Raw genomic sequence first — 21975 nt, 5'->3', positions numbered from 1 at the left:
GATGGCTTTAGAAAATACCCAGATTCAAGATAAACTTACAGAAACATTTAATAACGATGTTTTTAACTTTCAACAAGAAAGAGATATTTTTTCTTTAGAAGCTTCGGCTGATAAAATTACAGCGTTGATTTTATTCCTTAAAAACGATCCAGAATTACGTTTTCATTTCTTAACTGATTTATGTGGTATTCATTACCCAGACAATGAAGCAGAACGTCAATTTGCAGTTGTATACCACCTGCACAATTGGTACGAAAACAAAAGATTAAAGATCAAAGTTTTTCTAAATGGTGAAAAACCAGAAATCAAGTCAATTTCAAATATCTTTTTAAGTTCAAACTGGATGGAAAGAGAAACATACGATTTCTTTGGTATCAATTTTATTGGTCACCCGCAATTGAAACGTATTTTGAATATGGACGAAATGGTGTCTTTCCCGATGAGAAAAGAATTCCCAATGGAAGACAGCGGAAGAACTGATAAAGACGACAGATTCTTTGGAAGAACAACAACAAATTGCTAAAAAATAAATAATTCAACATTATAAAATGTCAGAACTATTATTACCACCAGAGCATCGTTATGCTAAAATAATTAAGGAGAAACTAAATGAAGACGGAAGTGAACTTTCAGTTCTGAATTTAGGTCCGACACACCCTGCAACACACGGTATTTTTCAAAATATACTGTTGATGGATGGGGAAAGAATTCTTGAGGCTGAACCAACTATTGGTTACATCCACAGAGCTTTCGAAAAAATCGCCGAAAATCGTCCTTTTTATCAAATTACACCTCTTACAGACCGTATGAACTATTGCTCCTCTCCTATTAACAATATGGGATGGTGGATGACTTTAGAAAAATTATTAGGTATTGAAGTTCCTAAAAGAGCACAGTACTTAAGAGTTATCGTAATGGAATTGGCTCGTATTACAGACCACTTAATCTGTAACTCGATTTTGGGTGTAGATACTGGTGCGTATACTGGTTTCTTATACGTTTTTCAATTTAGAGAAAAAATCTACGAAATCTACGAAGAAATTTGTGGAGCTCGTTTAACTACAAATATGGGAAGAATTGGTGGTTTTGAAAGAGACTGGTCTCCAGAAGCTTTCAAAAAACTAGATACTTTCCTTGAAGAATTTCCAATTGCTTGGAAAGAATTCGAAAACTTATTCGAAAGAAATAGAATTTTCCTTGATAGAACTGTAAATGTAGGCGCAATTTCTGCTGAACAAGCAATGGCTTACGGATTTACAGGTCCAAACTTACGTGCTGCGGGTGTTGATTATGATGTTCGTGTTGCACAGCCATATTCATCTTACGAAGATTTCGATTTTATTGTTCCTGTTGGAAAATCAGGAGATACTTATGATCGTTTCTGTGTTCGTAATGCTGAAGTTTGGGAAAGTTTAAGCATTATTCGTCAGGCGTTAGAAAAAATGCCTCCAGGAAACGAATATCATGCTGAAGTTCCAGATTACTACCTTCCTCCAAAAGAAGATGTTTACACTTCTATGGAATCTTTAATTTATCACTTTAAGATTGTAATGGGAGAAGTTCCTGTACCAGTTGCAGAAATTTACCACCCGGTAGAAGGAGGAAACGGAGAAATAGGATTTTATTTAGTTACAGACGGAAGTAGAACTCCATATAGATTACATTTCAGAAGACCATGCTTTATTTATTACCAAGCATATCCAGAAATGATCAAGGGTGCTTTACTTTCTGATGCAATTGTTATTTTATCAAGTTTAAATGTAATTGCAGGTGAATTAGATGCCTAAAAATTGTAGAATTTAGATTTTAGATTGCTGATTGAGAATGCATTTTAGAATTTAGATTTAAAATTATAATTAGGAATTGAAAAATTCAGATTGAAGAATCTAAAACTTAAACAATGATTGAAGAATCATGGATTGTAGAGAAAGATTGAAAAAATCTAAAATCTAAAATCTGAAATCTAAAATTAAAAATGGAACGTAAACATTACAAACAAGAAATAAACATGACCGAAGCATTGATGAACCGCATCAATGAATTGATCAGTCATTATCCTGAGGGCAAACAAAAATCGGCTTTACTGCCTGTTTTGCACGAAGTTCAGGATGCACACAACAACTGGCTTAGTATTGAACTTCAAGATAAGGTTGCTGAAATTCTTCAGATAAAACCGATTGAGGTTTATGAAGTGGTTACTTTTTATACCATGTTCAACCAAAAGCCAATTGGTAAGTATATGTTTGAGTTCTGCCAGACTTCTTGCTGCTGCCTGCGTGGTGCCGAAGATTTAATGGATTATACTTCTGAAAAATTAGGCATTAAAATGGGAGAAACAACTCCAGACGGAATGTTTACCATTGCTGGTGTAGAATGTTTAGGTGCCTGCGGATATGCTCCAATGATGCAGTTAGGTGACTTCTACAAAGAGAAATTGACAGAAGAAAAAATCGATCAGATTATTGCTGATTGTAGAGATGATAAAATAATATTACACGATAAATAAGATGTCACAAAAAATATTATTAGATAAAATCAATATTCCTGGAATTAAAACCTACGAAGTATATCGCCAAAATGGTGGTTATGCTTCTGTAGAAAAAGCTTTAAAAACATTAACACCAGACGAAGTTACTGAAGAAGTAAAAAAATCGGGGCTTCGCGGCCGTGGTGGTGCAGGTTTCCCTGCTGGAATGAAATGGAGCTTTATTGATAAAAAATCAGGAAGACCAAGACATTTAGTTTGTAATGCTGACGAATCTGAACCAGGAACTTTTAAAGATCGCTTTTTGATGGAATATATTCCTCACTTATTGATCGAGGGAATGATTACTTCAAGCTACGCATTGGGAGCTAACCTTTCCTATATCTACATTCGTGGAGAATATATGTGGGTTTTCAAAATTTTAGAAAGAGCAATCGCCGAGGCTAAAGCTGCAGGCTGGTTAGGAAAAAATATATTAGGTTCAGGTTACGATCTTGAACTTCACGTTCACTGTGGAGCTGGAGCTTATATCTGCGGAGAAGAAACCGCACTTATTGAGTCTTTAGAAGGTAAAAGAGGAAATCCTCGTATTAAACCGCCTTTCCCAGCAGTTTCAGGACTTTGGGCAAATCCAACAGTGGTAAACAATGTTGAAACTATTGCAACTGTGCCATGGATTGTAAACAATTCTGGTGATGATTATGCTAAAATTGGAATCGGTCGTTCTACAGGAACTAAATTAATTTCTGCTTCTGGACACATCAAAAATCCTGGAGTTTACGAAATTGAATTAGGTTTAAGTGTAGACGAATTCATGAATTCTGATGAATATTTAGGAGGAATGTCTTCTAGCCGTCCATTAAAAGCATTTGTACCTGGAGGTTCATCTGTGCCAATTTTACCAGCAGATTTGATTTTCAAAACAGCAAACGGTGAAGATCGTTTAATGACTTACGAATCTTTAAGTGATGGTGGCTTTGCAACTGGATCTATGTTAGGTTCTGGAGGATTCATTGTATATAACGATACTGCATGTGTTGTTAGAAACACTTGGAACTTTGCACGTTTTTACCACCACGAATCTTGCGGACAATGTACACCTTGCCGTGAAGGAACAGGATGGTTGGAGAAAATTTTATGGAGAATCGAAAACGGTCAAGGCCGTGAAGAAGATATCGAATTATTGTGGAGTATTCAAAGTAAAATCGAAGGAAACACAATTTGTCCTTTAGGAGACGCGGCTTCTTGGCCAGTAGCAGCTGCAATTCGTCACTTTAGAGATGAATTTGAATATCATGTTCGTTTCCCTGAAAAAATCAAAAATAGAGATCACTTTGTTGCTGAACCTTTTTCACAAGTGAAGCATTTAGTAGGCGGTAAAGTAATCGTATAAAAATAAAAAGCAGAAAGTTATAAAGTTCATAATGTTAAAAAGGACAGCAATTCTTTTCAATATTCCGACTTTCAACATTCAAATCATAAAGAGATGAAAGTAACCATAGACGGTCAAAGTATAGACGTAGAGCCAGGAACAACGATCCTGCAGGCTGCACGTATGATTGGTGGAGATTTGGTACCGCCAGCCATGTGCTATTACTCAAAATTAAAAGGCAGCGGTGGAAAATGTCGTTGTTGTTTAGTTGAAGTTTCTAAAGGTAGTGAAGCTGACCCAAGACCAATGCCAAAATTAATGGCATCTTGTGTAACAGGATGTATGGACGGAATGGAAGTAAACAGTAAATCTTCTGCAAGAGTTACCGAAGCGCGTAAATCTGTGACAGAATTTTTATTGATCAATCACCCGTTAGACTGCCCTATCTGTGATCAGGCTGGAGAATGTGATCTTCAAAACTTAAGTTTTGAGCACGGGAATCCAAAATCACGTTATATTGAAGAAAAAAGAACATTTGAACCAGAAGATATTGGTCCAAATATTCAACTTCATATGAACCGTTGTATTCTATGCCAAAGATGTGTACAAGTTGCAGATCAATTGACAGACAATAGAGTTCACGGAGTATTAGATCGTGGTGATCATGCTAATATTTCGACTTGCATTTCTAAAGCCATTACAAATGAGTTCTCTGGAAACATGATCGATGTTTGTCCGGTTGGAGCTTTAACAGATAAAACATTCCGTTTTAAATCAAGAGTTTGGTTTAACAAACCTTACAATGCACATAGAGAATGTAATACTCCAGGATGTTGTGGTAAAACTACAGTTTGGATGTTTGGTGGAGAAATTCAACGTGTAACTGGTCGTAAAGATGAGTACCATGAAGTTGAGGAATTCATTTGCAACAGCTGTCGTTTTGATCACAAAGATGTAAACGACTGGGTTATTGAAGGACCAAGAGAGTTTGAAAAAGATTCTGTTATCAATCAAAATAACTACACTCAAAAATTAGAAAAAGTACAAATCGATACTGAAAAGAATATTCTTATGGGTAGAGATGTTGACCGTAAAAAAATTAGTATGGCTGAAATTCCATTAAACACTAACAACAAAAATTCTTAACGATGGTAGATGGTGCGTTTATTATAGAAAAGAGTGTTGTAATTGTTGTGGTTTTTGCCGTAACAATGATTATGGCGATGTATTCTACTTGGGCTGAGCGTAAAGTTGCAGCTTTCTTACAAGACCGTGTTGGTCCAAACCGCGCAGGTTGGGGAGGTTTATTACAGCCGCTTGCCGATGGTATGAAATTATTCTCTAAAGAAGAATTTTTTCCAAATACCCCAAATAGATTTTTATTTGTTGTAGGTCCTGCAATTGCAATGAGTACAGCCTTAATGACAAGTGCTGTTATTCCGTGGGGAGACAGACTTCATGTTTTTGGAAGAGAAGTTATCCTTCAGGCAACAGATGTTAATATTGCTTTGTTATACATATTTGGAGTTCTTTCTGTTGGAGTTTACGGTATCATGATTGGTGGATGGGCTTCTAACAATAAATTCTCATTAATGGGGGCTGTTCGTGCGGCGTCTCAAATGGTTTCTTACGAGATTGCTATGGGATTATCGATGATTGCATTATTGATGATGACTGGAACAATGAGCTTAAAAGAAATGTCATTACAACAGCAAGGAATGAACTGGAATGTTTTCTATCAGCCTTTGTCGTTTTTAATTTTCTTAATTTGTTCGTTTGCAGAAACTAACAGAACTCCTTTTGACTTAGCAGAATGCGAATCAGAATTAATTGGAGGTTACCACACAGAATATTCGTCAATGAAAATGGGATTCTATTTGTTTGCTGAATATGCGAGTATGTTTACTTCTGCAACTATTATTTCGGTATTATTCTTTGGAGGATATAATTACCCAGGAATGGAATGGATGGTAGAAAATGTTGGCGTTAATGCTGGTAACTTATTAGGAATCGCGGTATTGTTTGCTAAAATATGTTTCTTCATATTTTTCTACATGTGGGTTCGTTGGACAATTCCAAGATTTAGATATGACCAATTAATGAACTTAGGCTGGAGAATTTTAATTCCGCTTTCGATTATTAATATTATGATTACGGGCGCTGTTATCTTAAGACACGATATCGCAGCTGCTTTAGGATTCTAAGAACCGTACTGCTCTAGCCCTTCCATAAGCAATATCTTTTTGTGCGAACAATAAAAGATACAGCGGATAGCAGGATAAGCTTCAAATAAAAACAAAATAGATTTTGAATTTGATTATCTCAAATTATAAATCATAAAATATAATAGTAAAAATGTCAATAGAAACTATATCATTATCGGGTAGAAAAAAGATGGTCTCTAATAAAGAGATGACTTTTTTAGAGCGAATGTATCTTGTGGCGATTGTAAAAGGATTGTTTATCACATTGAAACACTTATTCAGAAAAAAAGTGACTATTCACTATCCTGAGCAAGTGCGTACAATGAGTCCAGTTTATCGTGGTCAGCATATGTTGAAACGCGATGAGCAAGGTCGTGAAAACTGTACTGCCTGCGGATTATGTGCCTTGTCATGTCCTGCAGAAGCCATCACAATGAAAGCTGCTGAGCGTAAACCGGATGAAAAACATTTGTATAGAGAAGAAAAATACGCTGAGATTTATGAGATAAATATGCTTCGTTGTATTTTTTGTGGTTTGTGTGAAGAAGCTTGTCCAAAAGACGCTATTTACTTAACTACTTCTAAAGTTTTAGTTCCTGCAAGTTACGAAAGAGAAGATTTCATTTTCGGAAAAGACAAATTAGTGATGCCTTTAGAAATGGCTATGAAAAATGCTCAACTTAAAAACGCGAACTAAAAATGATACATATTCCTGATTTTGCACACGCAACTACTGTTCAAGTTATCTTTTGCTTTTTAGCGTTTATTACAGTTATTACTGCTTTCTTGACGATTTTCAGCAGAAATCCAATTCACTCGGCTATTTATTTAGTGATCTGTTTCTTTTCAATTGCTGGTCATTATTTATTATTAAATTCTCAGTTCTTAGCAGTTGTACATATAATAGTCTACTCCGGAGCTATTATGATTTTGTTCCTGTTTACAATCATGTTGATGAACCTGAACGAACAGCGAGAAGTACACCGTCCTAGAATTACACGTTTAGGTGCAATTGTATCTTTCTGTTTAATATTAATCGTTTTGATTGCGCTTTTCATCAATTCTAAACCAATTGTTGGCGAATACGACTCTACAGGAGAAGATTTCCAATCGATTAAAGTTTTAGGTAAAATATTATTGAACGAATATATGGTTCCGTTCGAATTTGCTTCAATCTTACTTTTGGTTGCAATGATTGGAACAGTTTTATTGTCTAAAAAAGAAAAATTAAATAATAAATAATGGGTAATATATTAAATCAAATAGGTATTGAAAACTACATCTTTTTAAGTGTTGTACTTTTCTGTATTGGTATTTTTGGTGTATTGTACAGACGAAATGCTATTATCGTTTTCATGTCTATCGAAATTATGTTGAATGCGGTAAACCTTTTATTTGTTGCTTTTTCAACTTATCATCAAGATGCACAAGGACAAGTGTTTGTGTTCTTCTCGATGGCAGTTGCTGCAGCCGAAGTTGCGGTAGGATTGGCCATTTTAGTTTCTATTTTTAGAAATATCGGCTCAATTAGTATCGATAATTTAAAAAATTTAAAAGGATAATCAGAAATGGATACCAATTTAGCTTTAATTTTAGTTTTAACTCCTTTACTAGGTTTTCTAGTAAATGTCTTTTTTGGAAAAAGCTTAGGAAAAACAGTTTCTGGTGCCATCGGAACTATTGCCGTAGCAATTTCTTTTGTAGTTTCTCTTTTACTTTTTAATCAAATAACTTCGACTGGAAAAGGAATTGAGGTTACTTTATTTGATTGGATTCAAATTAGCAACTTAAAAATCAATCTTGGATTTTTATTAGATCAATTATCTGTTCTTTGGTTACTTTTCGTAACTGGAATCGGATCTTTGATTCATTTATACTCTATTAGTTACATGCATGATGACGAAAACATGCACAAGTTTTTTGCTTACTTAAACTTGTTCGTTTTCTTCATGATTACACTTGTAATTGGAAGCAACTTATTAGTTCTTTTCATCGGATGGGAAGGTGTTGGACTTTGTTCTTACCTATTAATTGGATTCTGGCATAAAAACCAAGATTACAATGATGCTGCTAAAAAAGCTTTCATCATGAACAGAATTGGAGATTTAGGTTTATTAATCGGTATGTTCATCATTGGTTCGATGTTCTCTACATTAGATTATGCAACTTTAAAAACGGCAATTGCTGGAGCTTCTAATTTAAATTTGCCATTACTTTCTCTAGCAGCTTTATGCTTGTTTATTGGAGCTTGTGGTAAATCTGCTCAAATTCCGTTATACACTTGGTTACCTGATGCGATGGCTGGACCAACTCCAGTTTCTGCTTTGATTCACGCGGCTACAATGGTTACTGCGGGTATCTTTATGGTAACAAGATTAAACTTTGTTTTTGACCTTGCAACAGACGTTCAAAGCGTAATTGCAATTATTGGAGCGATCACTTCATTAGTTGCGGCTACAATTGGATTGGTTCAAACTGATATTAAAAAAGTACTCGCTTACTCTACAGTTTCACAATTAGGATTAATGTTTTTAGCATTAGGATTTGGAGCTTACGAAGTAGCAGTATTTCACGTAATCACGCACGCTTTCTTTAAAGCTTGTTTATTCTTAGGTTCTGGATCTGTAATTCACGGATTACACGGAGAGCAAGATATGCGTAAGATGGGTGGACTGCGTAAAGCAATGCCAATTACTTTCTGGACTATGTTAGTTTCTTCATTGGCAATTTCAGGAGTTCCATTCTTTTCTGGATTCTTTTCTAAAGATGAAATCTTATTGACTGCTTTCCACCACAGTATTCCATTATACGTTGTTGGCTCTATTGCTTCAATTATGACAGCTTTCTATATGTTTAGATTAATGTTCTTGACTTTCTTCAAAGAATTTAGAGGAACTGAAGAGCAAAAACATCATTTACACGAAAGTGGTTCATTAATTACAATTCCACTTATCATCTTAGCTATTCTAGCAACTTTTGGCGGATTAATCAGTTTACCTGGAAACAGCTGGTTGAATGAATATCTTGCTCCTCTTTTCACAAAGGCGGCAGGTGAAGAACATCATTTAGGCACAACGGAATATACTTTAATGGGAGTTGCTGTTTTGGGAGGTTTAATTGGAATTTTAATTGCTTATGTGAAATACTTTAAACAAGATAATGTTCCAGAATCTGATGAAAATATTACTGGTTTAAGTAAAGTGTTATACAACAAATATTATGTAGACGAAATTTACGATGCTGTATTTGTAGCACCTGTTAATAGTTTATCTAAATTCTTTAGAGATTACATCGAAACAGGATTATCTGCTCTTGTTTTTGGATTAGGCAAAATAGCAAACGAAATTGCTTTTCAAGGAAAAAAATTACAAACCGGAAGTATAGGATTATATCTATTTGTTTTTGTTTTAGGACTTTGTGCAATTGTTTCCTATATATTTTTAGCTCAATAATATTATTACTATGAACGTTTCTACTATATTAATTATACTTTTAATTGGTGCATTTGCCACTTATTTTTCTGGTGACAAACTAGCTTCGAAAGTTGCTTTACTTTTTAGTTTAGCCGCTTTAGGATGTTCAATTGTATTATTGAATAATTTTTCTGCTGGTGAAAATATCAGCGTAATCAACAGCTGGATTACACAGCCAAAAATTTCATTTGCTTTAAATGCTGACGGACTTGGACTTGCAATGGTTTTACTAACTGCAGCTTTAACTCCGATTATCATATTTTCTTCTTTCGGAAATGAATATAAAAATGCTAAAGGTTTTTATGCATTGATCTTGTTTATGGCTTTTGCTATGACTGGAACTTTCTTAGCTGCTGATGGTCTTTTATATTATATTTTCTGGGAGTTAGCACTTATTCCAATCTACTTTATTGCTTTAATTTGGGGTAATGGCGATGCTGAGGAACGCAGAAAAGCTGTGGTTAAATTCTTTATTTACACGCTTGCTGGTTCATTATTCATGTTAACTGCCTTCATTTATTTATATCAAAAAGCTGGTTCTTTCTTAATTGAAGATTTATATAAAGTAGAGTTATCTGCTTGCGAGCAATTCTGGATTTTCTTGGCTTTCTTCTTAGCTTATGCTATCAAAATTCCAATTATTCCGTTTCACACTTGGCAGGCAAATGTTTACCAAAAAGCACCAACTGTTGGAACAATGCTTTTATCTGGTATCATGCTAAAAATGGGATTGTACAGTGTAATTCGCTGGCAATTGCCTCTTGCGCCGATTGCTGCTAAAGAATACATGTATATCTTTATTGGTTTAGGAATTGCAGGTGTAATCTACGGTTCGATCGTTGCATTGAGACAAAAAGATTTGAAGAAATTATTAGCTTATTCTTCTCTTGCTCACGTTGGACTAATTGCTGCAGGATCTTACACTTTAACTCTTGATGGTTTAAGAGGTGCTGTTTTGCAAATGATCGCTCACGGTTTTGTGGTAGTTGGATTATTCTTTGCTGCTGAAGTAATCTACAGAAGATTTGAAACTAGAGAAATTGGAGAAATGGGCGGTATCCGTACGCAGTCTCCAAAATTTACTTCAATGTTTTTAATCTTAGTATTAGCTTCTGTTGCATTGCCAAGTACTTTTAACTTTGTTGGAGAATTTACAGTTTTATACAGTTTATCTCAAATCAATATTTTGTTTGCAATTTTGGGAGGAACTACAATTATTTTGGGAGCTTATTATATGTTGAGAATGTTCCAGCATGTAATGTTAGGCGAAACCAATTCTAAAACTTTTGCAGATGTTTCTTTGAACGAAGGAATTTCATTTGCAGTAATAATTGCTGTTTTATTGTTCTTCGGATTTTATCCAAAACCAATTACAGATTTGATCACACCAAGCTTGGAAACGATTTTACAAGTTATCAATAAGAACTAATATTTTAAACAAAAAATAAATTAGGATTACAATCATGATTTGAAATCCTAACTCAAAAAGACAAAAATGAATACATTAATAGCTATAACAGGATTGGGTATTTTCTGCCTATTGTTTGAAATTCTTAATTTAAGGAAAGCCATCGTTCCTATTACCATTGTTGGTTTATTAGGTGTATTGGCTCTTAATTTCTACGAATTTGGAACTGAACAAAGTTATTACAACAATATGATAGCAGTGTCAAGGTTTTCTACAGCTTTTTCATCGTTGTTCATCGTTTTGACGATTTTCCTTGTAGCATTAAGCCATAATTTTTATCACAAACATCCATCAAAAATTTCAGATTTCGTGGCAATTAAAGTATTCTTACTTGCTGGAGCTGTTGCAATGGTTTCTTTTGGAAACTTAGCAATGTTCTTTCTAGGTATTGAAATCTTATCAATCGCTTTATATGTTTTAGCGGCCAGCGAACGTTTAAATTTAAAAAGTAACGAAGCGGGAATGAAATATTTCTTAATGGGATCATTTGCTTCAGGTATTATTTTATTTGGAATTTGTTTGATTTATGGAGCAATGGGAAGTTTTGACATCAGTGAAATACACGAAAGTGCATTGTCTGCAGAATTACCAATCTGGTTTCCTATCGGAATGATTTTAATGGTAGTTGGAATGTTGTTTAAGGTTGCTGCAGTTCCTTTCCATTTCTGGGCTCCAGATGTTTACGAAGGTTCTCCAGCTTTAACAACAGCTTTGATGAGTACATTAGCAAAAGTGGTCGCAATTGCAACCTTATTCAAATTAATTGCTGGTATGAATTTCATTTCTTCATTAGAAAACCAAGATCTTTTACATACGTTTGAAGTTATAGTGGTTATCATTTCAATCGCTTCAATGTCTGTTGGTAACATTATGGCATTGAGACAAGTAAACGTTAAACGTATGCTTGCTTTTTCTGGAATTTCTCATGCTGGTTTTATGTTAATGACATTATTAACTGTTTCTGCTTCTGCTGGTGTTTTATTATATTACACTGCTGCTTATGCTTTGGCTGGGATCGCTGCGTTCAGTGTTATCTTATACGTATGCAGAGATCATGACAATGAAGACATTACAAACTTTCATGGTTTAGGAAAAACAAATCCGTTATTGGCTGCTATTCTTACAGCTTCATTATTATCAATGGCTGGAATTCCTATTTTCTCTGGATTCTTTGCGAAGTTGTTCTTATTCAATCAAACTATCCAAGCAGGATATATTGGTCTAGTAATTGTTGCCGTAATCAATTCTATTATAAGTGTTGGATATTATTTCAAACTAATTATAGCAATGTATTCTAAAGAACCAAATCAAGAAAGAACTGGAAAACCATTTCTTATTTATGCCGTTGCAGTAGTGTCTATTGTATTAAATATTGCATTAGGTTTATTCCCTTCATTAGTTTTAGATCTTTTGAATTAAATAAGATTTCTTCTTAAATTAAAATATAAAAGAATCCATCAATTTAGTTTTGGTGGATTTTTTTTATACGGTAAATAAGGAAGAGAAATTCATGTTAAAAATTTCTCTCATTCAATTGCACTTCAAAAAATCTCCATATATTTGAGTTCAATTAAATGTATTAAATTATGAACTTTAATTCAAAAAATCCGTTTTTAAACAGTAAGCGTTTTTCTAGTGCAACTTCAAAAGCTGAAGAAGTACACCAAGCTCAAATTATTGATTACAATCAAGAAATGACTTTGTCTGGAACAATTAATAAAACGGCAATCTTATTTCTAATTTTATGTGGTGCCGCTATGGTAACATGGTGGATGGCTTTTAATGGAATGAACCCGATGCTGCCAACAATTGGAGGAGCAATAGTTGCTTTTATTCTGGTACTTGTTTCTGCTTTTAAACCTCAGGCTTCACCTTATTTAGCTCCAGGATATGCATTGTTTGAAGGTTTATTTATTGGAGGGATTTCTGCCATATTTGAATTGAAATTTCCTGGAATTGTAATTAATGCAGTTGGAGCAACTCTAGTAACTTTCTTAGTTTGTTTAGGTTTATACAAATTCAAAATTGTTAAAGTTACCGAACAATTTAAATCTGTTGTGATTGCAGCTACGTTGGCCATTGCAACTTATTATTTAATTTCTTGGCTTATATCAATGTTTACAAGCTTTACTCCTGTTCATTATGGAAATTCAATGATGAGCATTGGTATCAGCGTTTTTGTGATTATTGTAGCTGCTCTTAATCTATTCTTAGATTTTGATTTAATTGAAAAAGGTGTTCAAGAAAGAATGCCCAAGTTTATGGAATGGTATGGTGCAATGGGGTTAATGATCACATTAGTTTGGTTGTATATTGAATTCTTAAGACTTCTAGCTAAACTATCAAGCAAAGACTAATAATCTATTTAATATTATTAAGAGCCTTTTTGAGTAAAATCAGAAAGGCTTTTTTGTTGCAATCAATTCAAATCTTTTTTTCCCTATTTCTAAAACGGAATTAACTTCTTCATTTTTAAAACTATTTCTGATATTTTAAAAGACAAACAAAGTTTATTCTTACAAAATTTTATAATGTAATAAATGTAATTAAAAAAAATGCATTTTTATTATTAAATCACATATTAGAAAATGAAATTCACAAAATACTAATAAAATTAAGCATTTTGCCAATATTCAAAATATGTAATAAATTACAATCAATGCAATTTATTACATTTTTAATATTTTAAACGCTAATATTTTTTGTTATTATCTTTTTTTTTATAAAATAATTATTGATTTAAGAATTAATATATATTTTTGTGTAATCGATTACAATTAACCACTTGTAACGGTAGTAAAACCACTTACTATTATTAACATTCTTAAACCACACAATTATGAAAAAAAACCTACTCTTATTGGTTGTCTTTCTCATGACAGCTCAGTTATGGGCTCAATCACTAACAATTACCGAAGCTTCAGGCTGGTTAGAAACAGCATTTGTTAAATGGCAGCCTGTTAGTGGTGCGCAGTCTTACAATGTTTATTATACTGGAAACGGATTTACAGACAAAAAAATAGACGATCAGCTTATTAGAAGTTATGGATCTTATTTTCGTGCTGACATTCCAGGCTTGAAAGCTGGGACTTATACTGTAAAAGTAAAACCTGTCGTAAATGGGACAGAAGGAACTGGAGCTACTACAAGCAACTTAACTGTAGCTGCTCATGACAGAAATGGATTTGCTTTTGAAGGCGGACGTGTTCCCGGTGGATATAAAGCTGACGGTACTCCGAAGGATAATGCCGTTATTCTTTACATTACACAAAATACCAAAAACACGATTTCAATGAATATTACCGGAGCAAGTACAAATCCTTGCATTGGTTTACAAAATATTCTTTATGCTATTAAGAAAGGAAAAGACACTCGTCCGTTTATCATTCGTTTGATCGGAAATATTACTGATATGACTGTCATGGAAGGTGGCGATGTTGTAATTGAAAATGCTAACAATGCTTCAAGTTATGTAACTTTTGAAGGAATTGGTAATGATGCTGTAGCTAATGGATGGGGCGTTCGTTTGAAATCGGCTTCTAACATAGAGGTTAACAATCTTGGTTTCATGAATTGCAACAGTACAGCTGGAGATAATGTTGGAATGCAGCAAGATAATGATCATGTCTGGGTTCACAATTGTGATTTATTTTATGGAAATGCAGGAAGTGATGCCGATCAAATAAAAGGAGATGGCGCATTAGACAATAAAACTTCAACTTATATTACATTGTCTTACAATCACTTTTGGGATAATGGAAAAGCCAGTCTTTTAGGATTAAGTGAAGGAACAACATCTGGTTTGTACATAACATATCATCACAACTGGTTCGATCATTCTGATTCTCGTCATCCAAGAGTACGTTATTATTCTGCTCACATTTATAACAATTATTTTGATGGGGTTGCAAAATATGGCTCAGGATCTACATTGGGATCTTCCTTATTTGTAGAAGGAAATTATTTTAGAAATAGTAAACATCCAATGTTGACTTCTCTTCAAGGAACTGATATTTGGGACGAGGCCAATCAAGTGAACAATGCTGGTACAATGGGAACATTTTCTGGCGAAGCTGGAGGAAGTATTAAAGCTTTCAACAATACTTTTGATGCTTCAAATGGAACAAACAATATGCGTTTCGTAGCTTACAATGATCCAAATCCTTTATACAATATAGCAGGAAAAATCAGCTCTACAACAGATTTTGATGCTTACGTAGCTACAACAAGAGGTGAAGTTGTAAGCAGTTCTGTGAAATCTAAATCGGGAGCGAATACCTATAATAATTTTGATACTGATGCTGCTTTATACGTGAAAAACCTTGTAATCGATCAGCCATCAACAGCAAAAACGAAAACAACGCAATATGCCGGACGTGTTTCAGGAGGTGATTTACAGTGGGTATTTAATAATGCAACTGACGATACTTCATCATTAGTAATTACTGCATTAAAAACGGCACTGACAAATTATACAGGGACTTTAGTTTCGGTACAAGGAGAAGGTAATCCGCCTGGAGGAACTCAGACTTTAACATTAACTTCATCTGCAAATAATAATCAAACTGTTGCAAGTGGAACAGCTATAAGTTCGATCGTATTTACTTGGGGCGGTGATGCAACAGATGCGACTGTAACAGGACTACCAGCTTCTGGATTAACTTTTGTAAAAAATACAACTGCAAAAACAATAACTATTACTGGTACACCAACTGCAACTGTTTCTTACTCAATTGCAACTTCTGGAACTAGCGGCTCGCCAGCAACTGGATCTGGAACTATAACCGTGACTGCGGCAGGAAACCAAACTTTAACTTCTTCTGGAAACAATAGTCAAACTGTCGCTTCTGGAACCGCAATTAGCACAATCGTATTTACTTGGGGTGGAAATGCCACAGATGCAGCCGTTACTGGAATACCAGCTTCTGGATTAAGCTTTGTAAAAAACACAACCGCAAAAACAATAACTATTACAGGAACACCAACAGCAAATGTATCGTATTCTGTAACGACTTCTGGAACAGCAGGATCTCCAGTAACAGCATCTGGAACGATTACTGTTTCGACAGGCTCATCAGGAAGTGAAATTCATAACTTTACTACATCTGGAAAAACGAGTTCATTTTATACAATTACAGGAAATATGAATTCTACGCCTGGATCTGTAACCTACAACGGTTTAACATTAACAGAACGTTTAAAAATAGAATCTAGTACTACTATCGCCTATACAACTACAAGTACGTCGACATTAACTTTGGTTTTTGACTCCAATTTTACGGGAACAATTAAAGTAGATAATGTTTCTTATACTGCATCGGCAGGTATTGTAACAGCATCAATCGCTGCAGGTTCACATATTATAACAAAAGGTTCTGTTGCAAATTTGTTTTACATCAGTACAGTTTATGGAGGCAGTACATTAAAAGTAGCGCCTGCAGCAGATTCTTTAGTAACTGAAAGTACTAATTCAAAAATAATATTATATCCAAATCCAGTTTCCAGCACTTTATATTTGTCAGATTCAAATCAAAAAGTCGAGAAAGTTCTTATTTATAATATTTCTGGAAATTTAGTTATTACCTCTGGAAAACAAACTGAAAGTATTGATACAAGCAGTTTAATTCCCGGAACTTATCTAGCCAAAATTTACACAACCGAAGGTTCATTTAATCAAACCTTATTAAAAAAATAAAACCAAACTAAACAAAAAGGCTTCCAAATCTGGAAGCCTTTTTTATTTTTAATTAAAATATTACAAGTCAAACTTAATTCCCTGAGCCAAAGGAAGATTTGTGGTGTAATTAATAGTATTCGTCTGGCGTCTCATGTAGATTTTCCAAGCATCAGAACCCGATTCGCGCCCACCTCCAGTTTCTTTTTCACCGCCAAAAGCACCGCCAATCTCTGCTCCTGAAGTTCCGATATTTACATTTGCAATTCCACAGTCAGAACCTGTAACAGACAAAAATCTTTCGGCTTCACGCAAATTATTCGTCATAATTGCTGATGATAATCCTTGAGCAACTCCATTTTGAATTTCAATTGCATTATCTACTTCTCCAGAATATTTAATCAAATATAAAACAGGAGCAAAAGTTTCGTGCTGTACAATTTCAAATGAATTTTCTGCTTCTGCAATCGCAGGTTTTACATAGCAGCCACTTTCGTAACCTTCTCCAGAAAGCACTCCGCCTTCAACTATAATTTTTCCACCTTCGGCCACTACTCTATTTAAAGCCGCTGCGTATAATTCCACAGCGTGCATATCAATTAAAGGTCCAACATGATTGTTTTCGTCAAGAGGATTTCCGATTCGTAATTGTTTATAAGCAGCTACTAAAGCATCTTTTACTTTATCATAAATACTTTCGTGAATAATCAATCTTCGAGTTGAAGTACAACGCTGTCCAGCAGTTCCCACAGCTCCAAAAACAGCTCCAATTACAGTCATTTTTATGTCTGCCTCAGGAGTAACTATAATGGCATTATTTCCGCCTAATTCTAACAATGATTTCCCTAATCTTCCTGCAACAGCTTGGGCTACAATTTTCCCCATTCTTGTAGAACCAGTCGCAGAAATTAATGGAATACGAGTATCTTTTGTTAGCAACTCTCCTATAGTGTAATCTCCCGTTAGTAAACATGAAATTCCTTCTGGAAGATTATTTTCTTTAATAACTTGAGCAATAATATTTTGGCAGGCAATTCCACAAAGTGGAGTTTTTTCAGAAGGTTTCCAAACACATACATCACCAGAAATCCAAGCTAAAGCAGTATTCCAAGACCAAACTGCAACGGGAAAATTAAATGCAGAAATAATTCCGACAATACCTAAAGGATGATATTGCTCGTACATACGATGTCCTGGTCTTTCAGAATGCATCGTTAATCCGTGCAACTGACGTGACAAACCAACTGCAAAATCGCATATATCGATCATTTCTTGAACTTCCCCAAGACCTTCCTGCAATGATTTTCCCATTTCATACGAAACCAATTTTCCAAGAGCTTCTTTGTTTTGTCGCAATTTTTCCCCAAACTGACGCACAATTTCACCACGCTGCGGCGCAGGAATTAATCTAAAAGTTTTAAAAGCTTCTGTAGCGGAACGCAGTACTTTTTCATAATCTTCAAGAGTTGAAGTTTTAACCGAAGCAATTAATTTTCCGTCTACTGGAGAAAAACTATCCAAAACTTCGCCCGATGCAAAATTTTCTGTTCCTGTTGAAGTCCCTTCGTTCACTAGTTTTATTCCCAGCTTTTCCAAAGCTTCATTCATGCCAAATTGTGATGCTATTGTTGTCATTGTAACTTTTTTAGTTAAAATTGTTATATTTTTTATGTAAAGATATTATTTTAGAATTAATTTCTACTTGTAGTAATCCTATAAAGAGAAGTAAATTTAAGGTTATTTAATAGTATTAACTGAAATGAAACGGCATAAATTGAATTTATTTAATGAAATTTGCATTACTTAAAATAAAAAATATGAGCGCTTTCAGTCGGCTTTTAGTTTGCTTTCTTTTAATTTCAACTAATATATTTTCTCAGAAAGAGCAAAAATCTTCATTTGAAGTTGTGCCTTTAGGTGTGAAAGGCGGTATCGATGAAAAAAATCTTTCGGCTTATTTAGTAGCACCATCCAACACAAAAGATTTTATTTGTTTAGATGCAGGAACTATAAACGCAGGAATTGAAAAAGCGATTGAAAAGAAATCATTCAAAGTTTCAACTAATGAAGTCTTACGAAAATACATTAAAGGTTATCTAATTTCGCACGCGCATTTAGATCACGTTTCGGGATTAATTATTAACTCTCCTGCTGATTCTTCTAAAACAGTTTACGCAACTAATAAATGTATGGAAATGATGGAAAATCATTATTTCAATGATCAGACTTGGGCCAATTTTGGTGATGCAGGTCCTGGATTTCCTTTAAAAAAATACCATTTTCAAACTTTAAATTTAAATGAAGAGACTGCTCTAACCAATACAAAAATGACGGTTAAAGCATTTTCTTTAAGTCATGTTAATCCTTTTGAAAGCACTGCTTTTTTAGTTAAAAATGAAAATAATTATGTGCTTTATTTAGGAGATACCGGACCAGATGAAGTTGAAAAAAGCAATAATCTCCGTGATTTATGGACAGCAGTTGCACCTTTGGTTAAAGCCAAACAATTAAAAGGAATTTTTATTGAAGTTTCTTTTCCGAACGAACAGCCTGATAAATTTTTATTTGGTCATTTAACCCCAAATTATTTAATGAAAGAACTTCACATTTTGGAAGAATTAGCTGGAAAAGATTCCTTAAAAAATTTCAAAATCATTATTACACATTTAAAACCGCCTGCTAAAAATATTACCAAGATTAAACAGCAGTTAAAGGATCAAAATGATTTGGGATTGAAGATAATCTATCCCGAACAAGGAAAAAGATTTGAGTTGTAAAAGCGATAAATTTGTAAGTTATTTTTTATATTTTAGCCGAATATTCAAATTCATAATGAAGATTATTTGGTCTAAAAAATCAGAGTATAACTTTGATAATATTTACAATTACCTTGAACAATTTTGGTCGCCAGTCATAGCTCAAAAATTCATTAAAGATGTCTTAAAAATCATAACTTTATTAGAAAACAATCCTATGCTTGGAAAATATAATTCAAAATTAAAATGTCGAAGTATGACTATTTCAAAAAACGTTACGTTGTACTATCAAATTAATGAAGATCATATCGAATTGATTTCTTTTTATAATAATCGACAAAAACCCATAAACTTTATATAAGATTTTTACTCTTAAGCTTAGCTAACATTTGTTCATGAGTTATAAAATCTCCGTTTTTTATATCTCGCTTTCCTTGCTCAATTTCACTTTTTAATTCTAACATAAAATTCTCTTCTGGAGAAAGTATTTTAGCAATAGATAATACTTCATCAGCAGTAAAAGTCCGGCTTTTTAATTTTCTGTAAAATGTGGGGCTGGGAATCCCAACTTTTTCAATAATATAATTTTTCTTATATGGAGATTTATCCATTAAATCTTCCATATTGTCTACTATATTCTTATATGCGATTACTTCTTGTATCATAATTGATTCTTTTTTATCTCATTTTTGACACAAAAATACAAAAAAACCACATAAAAATATGATTTATGTGGTTTTTCATTATTATTTCTTCGCCGTAAACCTTGGATCAGTTTCCATTACTGTTCCACATTTATCGCATGTTCTTAATTCTTCTGAATTGTAGAAATGCTCAAAATGAGGAAGGAAATCCTTCTCGATATTGTGCAATTCAAAATATACTTCGTAAAGTTTGTGGTTGCATTTATCGCAATGCCAAAGCAAACCATCTGTATACCCTTTTCCAGCACGTTTACGTTCAATAACTAATCCAATAGAACCTTCTGAGCGCACTGGAGAATGCGGCACTTTAGCAGGATGCAAATACATATCACCAGCATTTAATTCCATTTCCTTTCGTTCACCATTTTCTTGAATAACTACTTTTATACTACCTTCTAACTGATAAAAAAGTTCTTCTGTTTCATTATAATGATAATCTTTTCGAGCATTTGGCCCCGCAACAATCATTACAATATAATCTCCAGAATCAACATATAAATTTTTATTTCCAACAGGCGGTTTTAATAAATGACGGTTTTCGTCAATCCATTGTGTCAGGTTAAAAGGTTTTGCTATAGCCATTTTTTTAAATACTAAATTATGAAAAGCTAAGTTAGTGAAAAGTTTTCAGTCGTTAGTTAGTATTCAGTCACAGTCTCGGTTTTCAGTTAAAACTGTGACTGAAAACTGCGACTACGACTGAAAATTATTGAACCTCTTTTATCAAATAAATATATACTGGAAAATGATCACTAAAACCTGCTTCTGCCAATGTATTTCGAAGCGGATAACCTTTATATTGTCCTGAAGTCTGAATAAGATACGGTGCTTTAAAAATTCCCGCTTTCCAAAAATTAAATGTTGAAAAATCATTTTTGAGAAAAGATTCCGTCATGATAATCTGGTCGAATATATTCCAAGAATCTCTAAAAGCAATTGTTCCCATTCCTTTATTTGCCATTTCTTCAAACGGATTAAAAACGCCAAATTCTGGAACTTCAGCTTTTTTTCCTTTTGCTCCTAAACCAGTTTTGACACTATTATTCAATGGTCCGTCATTCAAATCGCCCATTGTCAAAACTTTTGCTCTCGGATTAATACGCTGTAAGGAATCAATAATTTTTCGGTTTAATTTTCCTGCTGCTTCCCGAAATAAACTAGTAGCTTTTTCACCGCCAGAGCGAGACGGCCAGTGATTCACAATAATATGTATTTCTTCATCTTCTAAAAAACCTGAAACCAAAAGCTGGTCTCTGGTAAAAACACGATTATTGTTTTCTTTTTTTACTTCTACTTCATCATCCAAATCTTCCGAGAGTTCTTCTTTCTTTGCGATATTCTTTTTATAAATAATTAAAGGAATGTTTGAAAAAGAAACTGGCCGAAAATATTTTTTCTGATAAAGTAAGGCAACGTCAATACCTCGCTTATCTGGCGAATCGAAATGAACAATTCCCAAATCGAACTGCTGTAGTTTTGGCTCCTTAATTAAATCTTCTAAAACACCGCGATTTTCGATTTCACAGCCCCCAATTATTATCGGAGCATTTGAATTTTCTAGTGTACCAATTTCAGATAAAACTCTTGCAAGATTTTTTAATTTTTGCTGATATTTTTCTGTTGTCCAATGCTGTGCTCCATTTGGTGTCCATTCATCATCATTTGTAAATGCATCGTCTATTGTGTCGCAAAAATTCTCAAAATTGTAAAATGCTATAGTGTGTATTTTATATTTTTTGGATTGCGGATAAACCTGAAAGGAATTAAGGATAATTACCAAAAAACTAATCTTAATAAAATGCATAAATTTTACTTTTAAAAAGTTCAATATTAAGCATT

20 protein-coding genes are annotated in these 21975 nt (G+C 33.8%); 16 read left to right on the top strand and 4 right to left on the bottom strand.

Features of this window, described 5'->3' with window-relative positions; translation table 11 throughout:
• Position 1 precedes the first annotated feature (1 nt).
• From EDB96_RS01970 to EDB96_RS01905, 14 genes are all read left to right on the top strand, one after another.
• Positions 2 to 523 carry an NADH-quinone oxidoreductase subunit C gene (locus EDB96_RS01970; protein WP_057115713.1) on the top strand — a complete coding sequence of 174 codons (522 nt, stop codon included), beginning with the start codon at positions 2 to 4 and terminating at the stop codon, positions 521 to 523.
• A 25-nt stretch (positions 524 to 548) separates the two neighbouring features.
• Positions 549 to 1787 carry an NADH-quinone oxidoreductase subunit D gene (locus EDB96_RS01965; protein ID WP_057115711.1) on the top strand — a complete coding sequence of 413 codons (1239 nt, stop codon included), beginning with the start codon at positions 549 to 551 and terminating at the stop codon, positions 1785 to 1787.
• A 188-nt stretch (positions 1788 to 1975) separates the two neighbouring features.
• Positions 1976 to 2506 carry a complex I 24 kDa subunit family protein gene (locus EDB96_RS01960; protein WP_057115709.1) on the top strand — a complete coding sequence of 177 codons (531 nt, stop codon included), beginning with the start codon at positions 1976 to 1978 and terminating at the stop codon, positions 2504 to 2506.
• A 1-nt stretch (position 2507) separates the two neighbouring features.
• On the top strand, positions 2508 to 3878 hold the full coding sequence (gene nuoF, locus EDB96_RS01955) for an NADH-quinone oxidoreductase subunit NuoF (RefSeq protein WP_113677155.1): 1371 nt from the start codon (positions 2508 to 2510) through the stop codon (positions 3876 to 3878).
• A gap of 93 nt (positions 3879 to 3971) precedes the next feature.
• On the top strand, positions 3972 to 5003 hold the full coding sequence (locus EDB96_RS01950) for a 2Fe-2S iron-sulfur cluster-binding protein (RefSeq protein ID WP_057115704.1): 1032 nt from the start codon (positions 3972 to 3974) through the stop codon (positions 5001 to 5003).
• A gap of 2 nt (positions 5004 to 5005) precedes the next feature.
• The gene (nuoH, locus tag EDB96_RS01945) at positions 5006 to 6061 is read left to right on the top strand and encodes an NADH-quinone oxidoreductase subunit NuoH (protein ID WP_134138984.1); all 1056 of its coding nucleotides are present in this window, start codon (positions 5006 to 5008) and stop codon (positions 6059 to 6061) included.
• 151 nt (positions 6062 to 6212) lie between these two features.
• Entirely contained in the window at positions 6213 to 6758 is a 546-nt protein-coding gene (locus EDB96_RS01940) for a NuoI/complex I 23 kDa subunit family protein (RefSeq protein WP_057115699.1), read from the top strand.
• A 2-nt stretch (positions 6759 to 6760) separates the two neighbouring features.
• Positions 6761 to 7303 (top strand): NADH-quinone oxidoreductase subunit J, encoded by a 543-nt coding sequence (locus tag EDB96_RS01935; RefSeq protein ID WP_057115695.1) that lies wholly within the window; start codon positions 6761 to 6763, stop codon positions 7301 to 7303.
• Positions 7303 to 7623 (top strand): NADH-quinone oxidoreductase subunit NuoK, encoded by a 321-nt coding sequence (gene nuoK, locus EDB96_RS01930; RefSeq protein WP_008466103.1) that lies wholly within the window; start codon positions 7303 to 7305, stop codon positions 7621 to 7623. Before EDB96_RS01935 ends, nuoK begins: the two co-directional genes overlap by 1 nt.
• Before the next feature lie 6 nt (positions 7624 to 7629).
• On the top strand, positions 7630 to 9513 hold the full coding sequence (nuoL, locus tag EDB96_RS01925) for an NADH-quinone oxidoreductase subunit L (RefSeq protein WP_134138983.1): 1884 nt from the start codon (positions 7630 to 7632) through the stop codon (positions 9511 to 9513).
• Between the two features lie 10 nt (positions 9514 to 9523).
• On the top strand, positions 9524 to 10963 hold the full coding sequence (locus tag EDB96_RS01920) for a NuoM family protein (protein ID WP_134138982.1): 1440 nt from the start codon (positions 9524 to 9526) through the stop codon (positions 10961 to 10963).
• 66 nt (positions 10964 to 11029) lie between these two features.
• On the top strand, positions 11030 to 12421 hold the full coding sequence (locus EDB96_RS01915) for an NADH-quinone oxidoreductase subunit N (RefSeq protein ID WP_134138981.1): 1392 nt from the start codon (positions 11030 to 11032) through the stop codon (positions 12419 to 12421).
• A gap of 167 nt (positions 12422 to 12588) precedes the next feature.
• Complete coding sequence (locus EDB96_RS01910; RefSeq protein WP_057115684.1) at positions 12589 to 13359, top strand: Bax inhibitor-1/YccA family protein; 771 nt, start codon at positions 12589 to 12591, stop codon at positions 13357 to 13359.
• A 482-nt stretch (positions 13360 to 13841) separates the two neighbouring features.
• Positions 13842 to 16697, top strand: a complete 2856-nt coding sequence (locus tag EDB96_RS01905) for a T9SS type A sorting domain-containing protein (RefSeq protein ID WP_134138980.1) — start codon at positions 13842 to 13844, stop codon at positions 16695 to 16697.
• Positions 16698 to 16757: 60 nt separating this feature from the next.
• On the opposite strand, the gene EDB96_RS01900 is transcribed toward EDB96_RS01905, so the two are convergent.
• Complete coding sequence (locus tag EDB96_RS01900) at positions 16758 to 18311, bottom strand: aldehyde dehydrogenase family protein (RefSeq protein WP_134138979.1); 1554 nt, start codon at positions 18309 to 18311, stop codon at positions 16758 to 16760.
• Positions 18312 to 18493: 182 nt separating this feature from the next.
• On the opposite strand from EDB96_RS01900, the gene EDB96_RS01895 reads away from it, so the two are divergent.
• Positions 18494 to 19453, top strand: a complete 960-nt coding sequence (locus EDB96_RS01895; protein ID WP_134138977.1) for an MBL fold metallo-hydrolase — start codon at positions 18494 to 18496, stop codon at positions 19451 to 19453.
• A 55-nt stretch (positions 19454 to 19508) separates the two neighbouring features.
• Positions 19509 to 19793 (top strand): type II toxin-antitoxin system RelE/ParE family toxin, encoded by a 285-nt coding sequence (locus EDB96_RS01890; protein ID WP_057115674.1) that lies wholly within the window; start codon positions 19509 to 19511, stop codon positions 19791 to 19793.
• Here the strand turns inward: EDB96_RS01890 and EDB96_RS01885 are convergent.
• The 3 genes from EDB96_RS01885 to EDB96_RS01875 all read right to left on the bottom strand — a co-directional run bounded on the left by EDB96_RS01885 (position 19786) and on the right by EDB96_RS01875 (position 21940).
• Positions 19786 to 20097: a hypothetical protein gene (locus EDB96_RS01885; RefSeq protein WP_134138975.1), complete on the bottom strand. Its 312-nt coding sequence runs from the start codon at positions 20095 to 20097 to the stop codon at positions 19786 to 19788. The genes EDB96_RS01890 and EDB96_RS01885 overlap by 8 nt on opposite strands.
• 81 nt (positions 20098 to 20178) lie before the next feature.
• Positions 20179 to 20718, bottom strand: a complete 540-nt coding sequence (locus tag EDB96_RS01880; RefSeq protein ID WP_134138973.1) for a 3-hydroxyanthranilate 3,4-dioxygenase — start codon at positions 20716 to 20718, stop codon at positions 20179 to 20181.
• A gap of 124 nt (positions 20719 to 20842) precedes the next feature.
• Positions 20843 to 21940, bottom strand: a complete 1098-nt coding sequence (locus tag EDB96_RS01875; protein WP_134138971.1) for an endonuclease/exonuclease/phosphatase family protein — start codon at positions 21938 to 21940, stop codon at positions 20843 to 20845.
• Positions 21941 to 21975 lie beyond the last annotated feature (35 nt).

The sequence above is a fragment of the Flavobacterium sp. S87F.05.LMB.W.Kidney.N genome (assembly GCF_004366435.1).
Taxonomy (GTDB): Bacteria; Bacteroidota; Bacteroidia; order Flavobacteriales; family Flavobacteriaceae; genus Flavobacterium.
The sequence above is the reverse complement of the archived record's forward strand: the minus strand, read 5'-3'. Positions and strand labels throughout refer to the sequence as shown.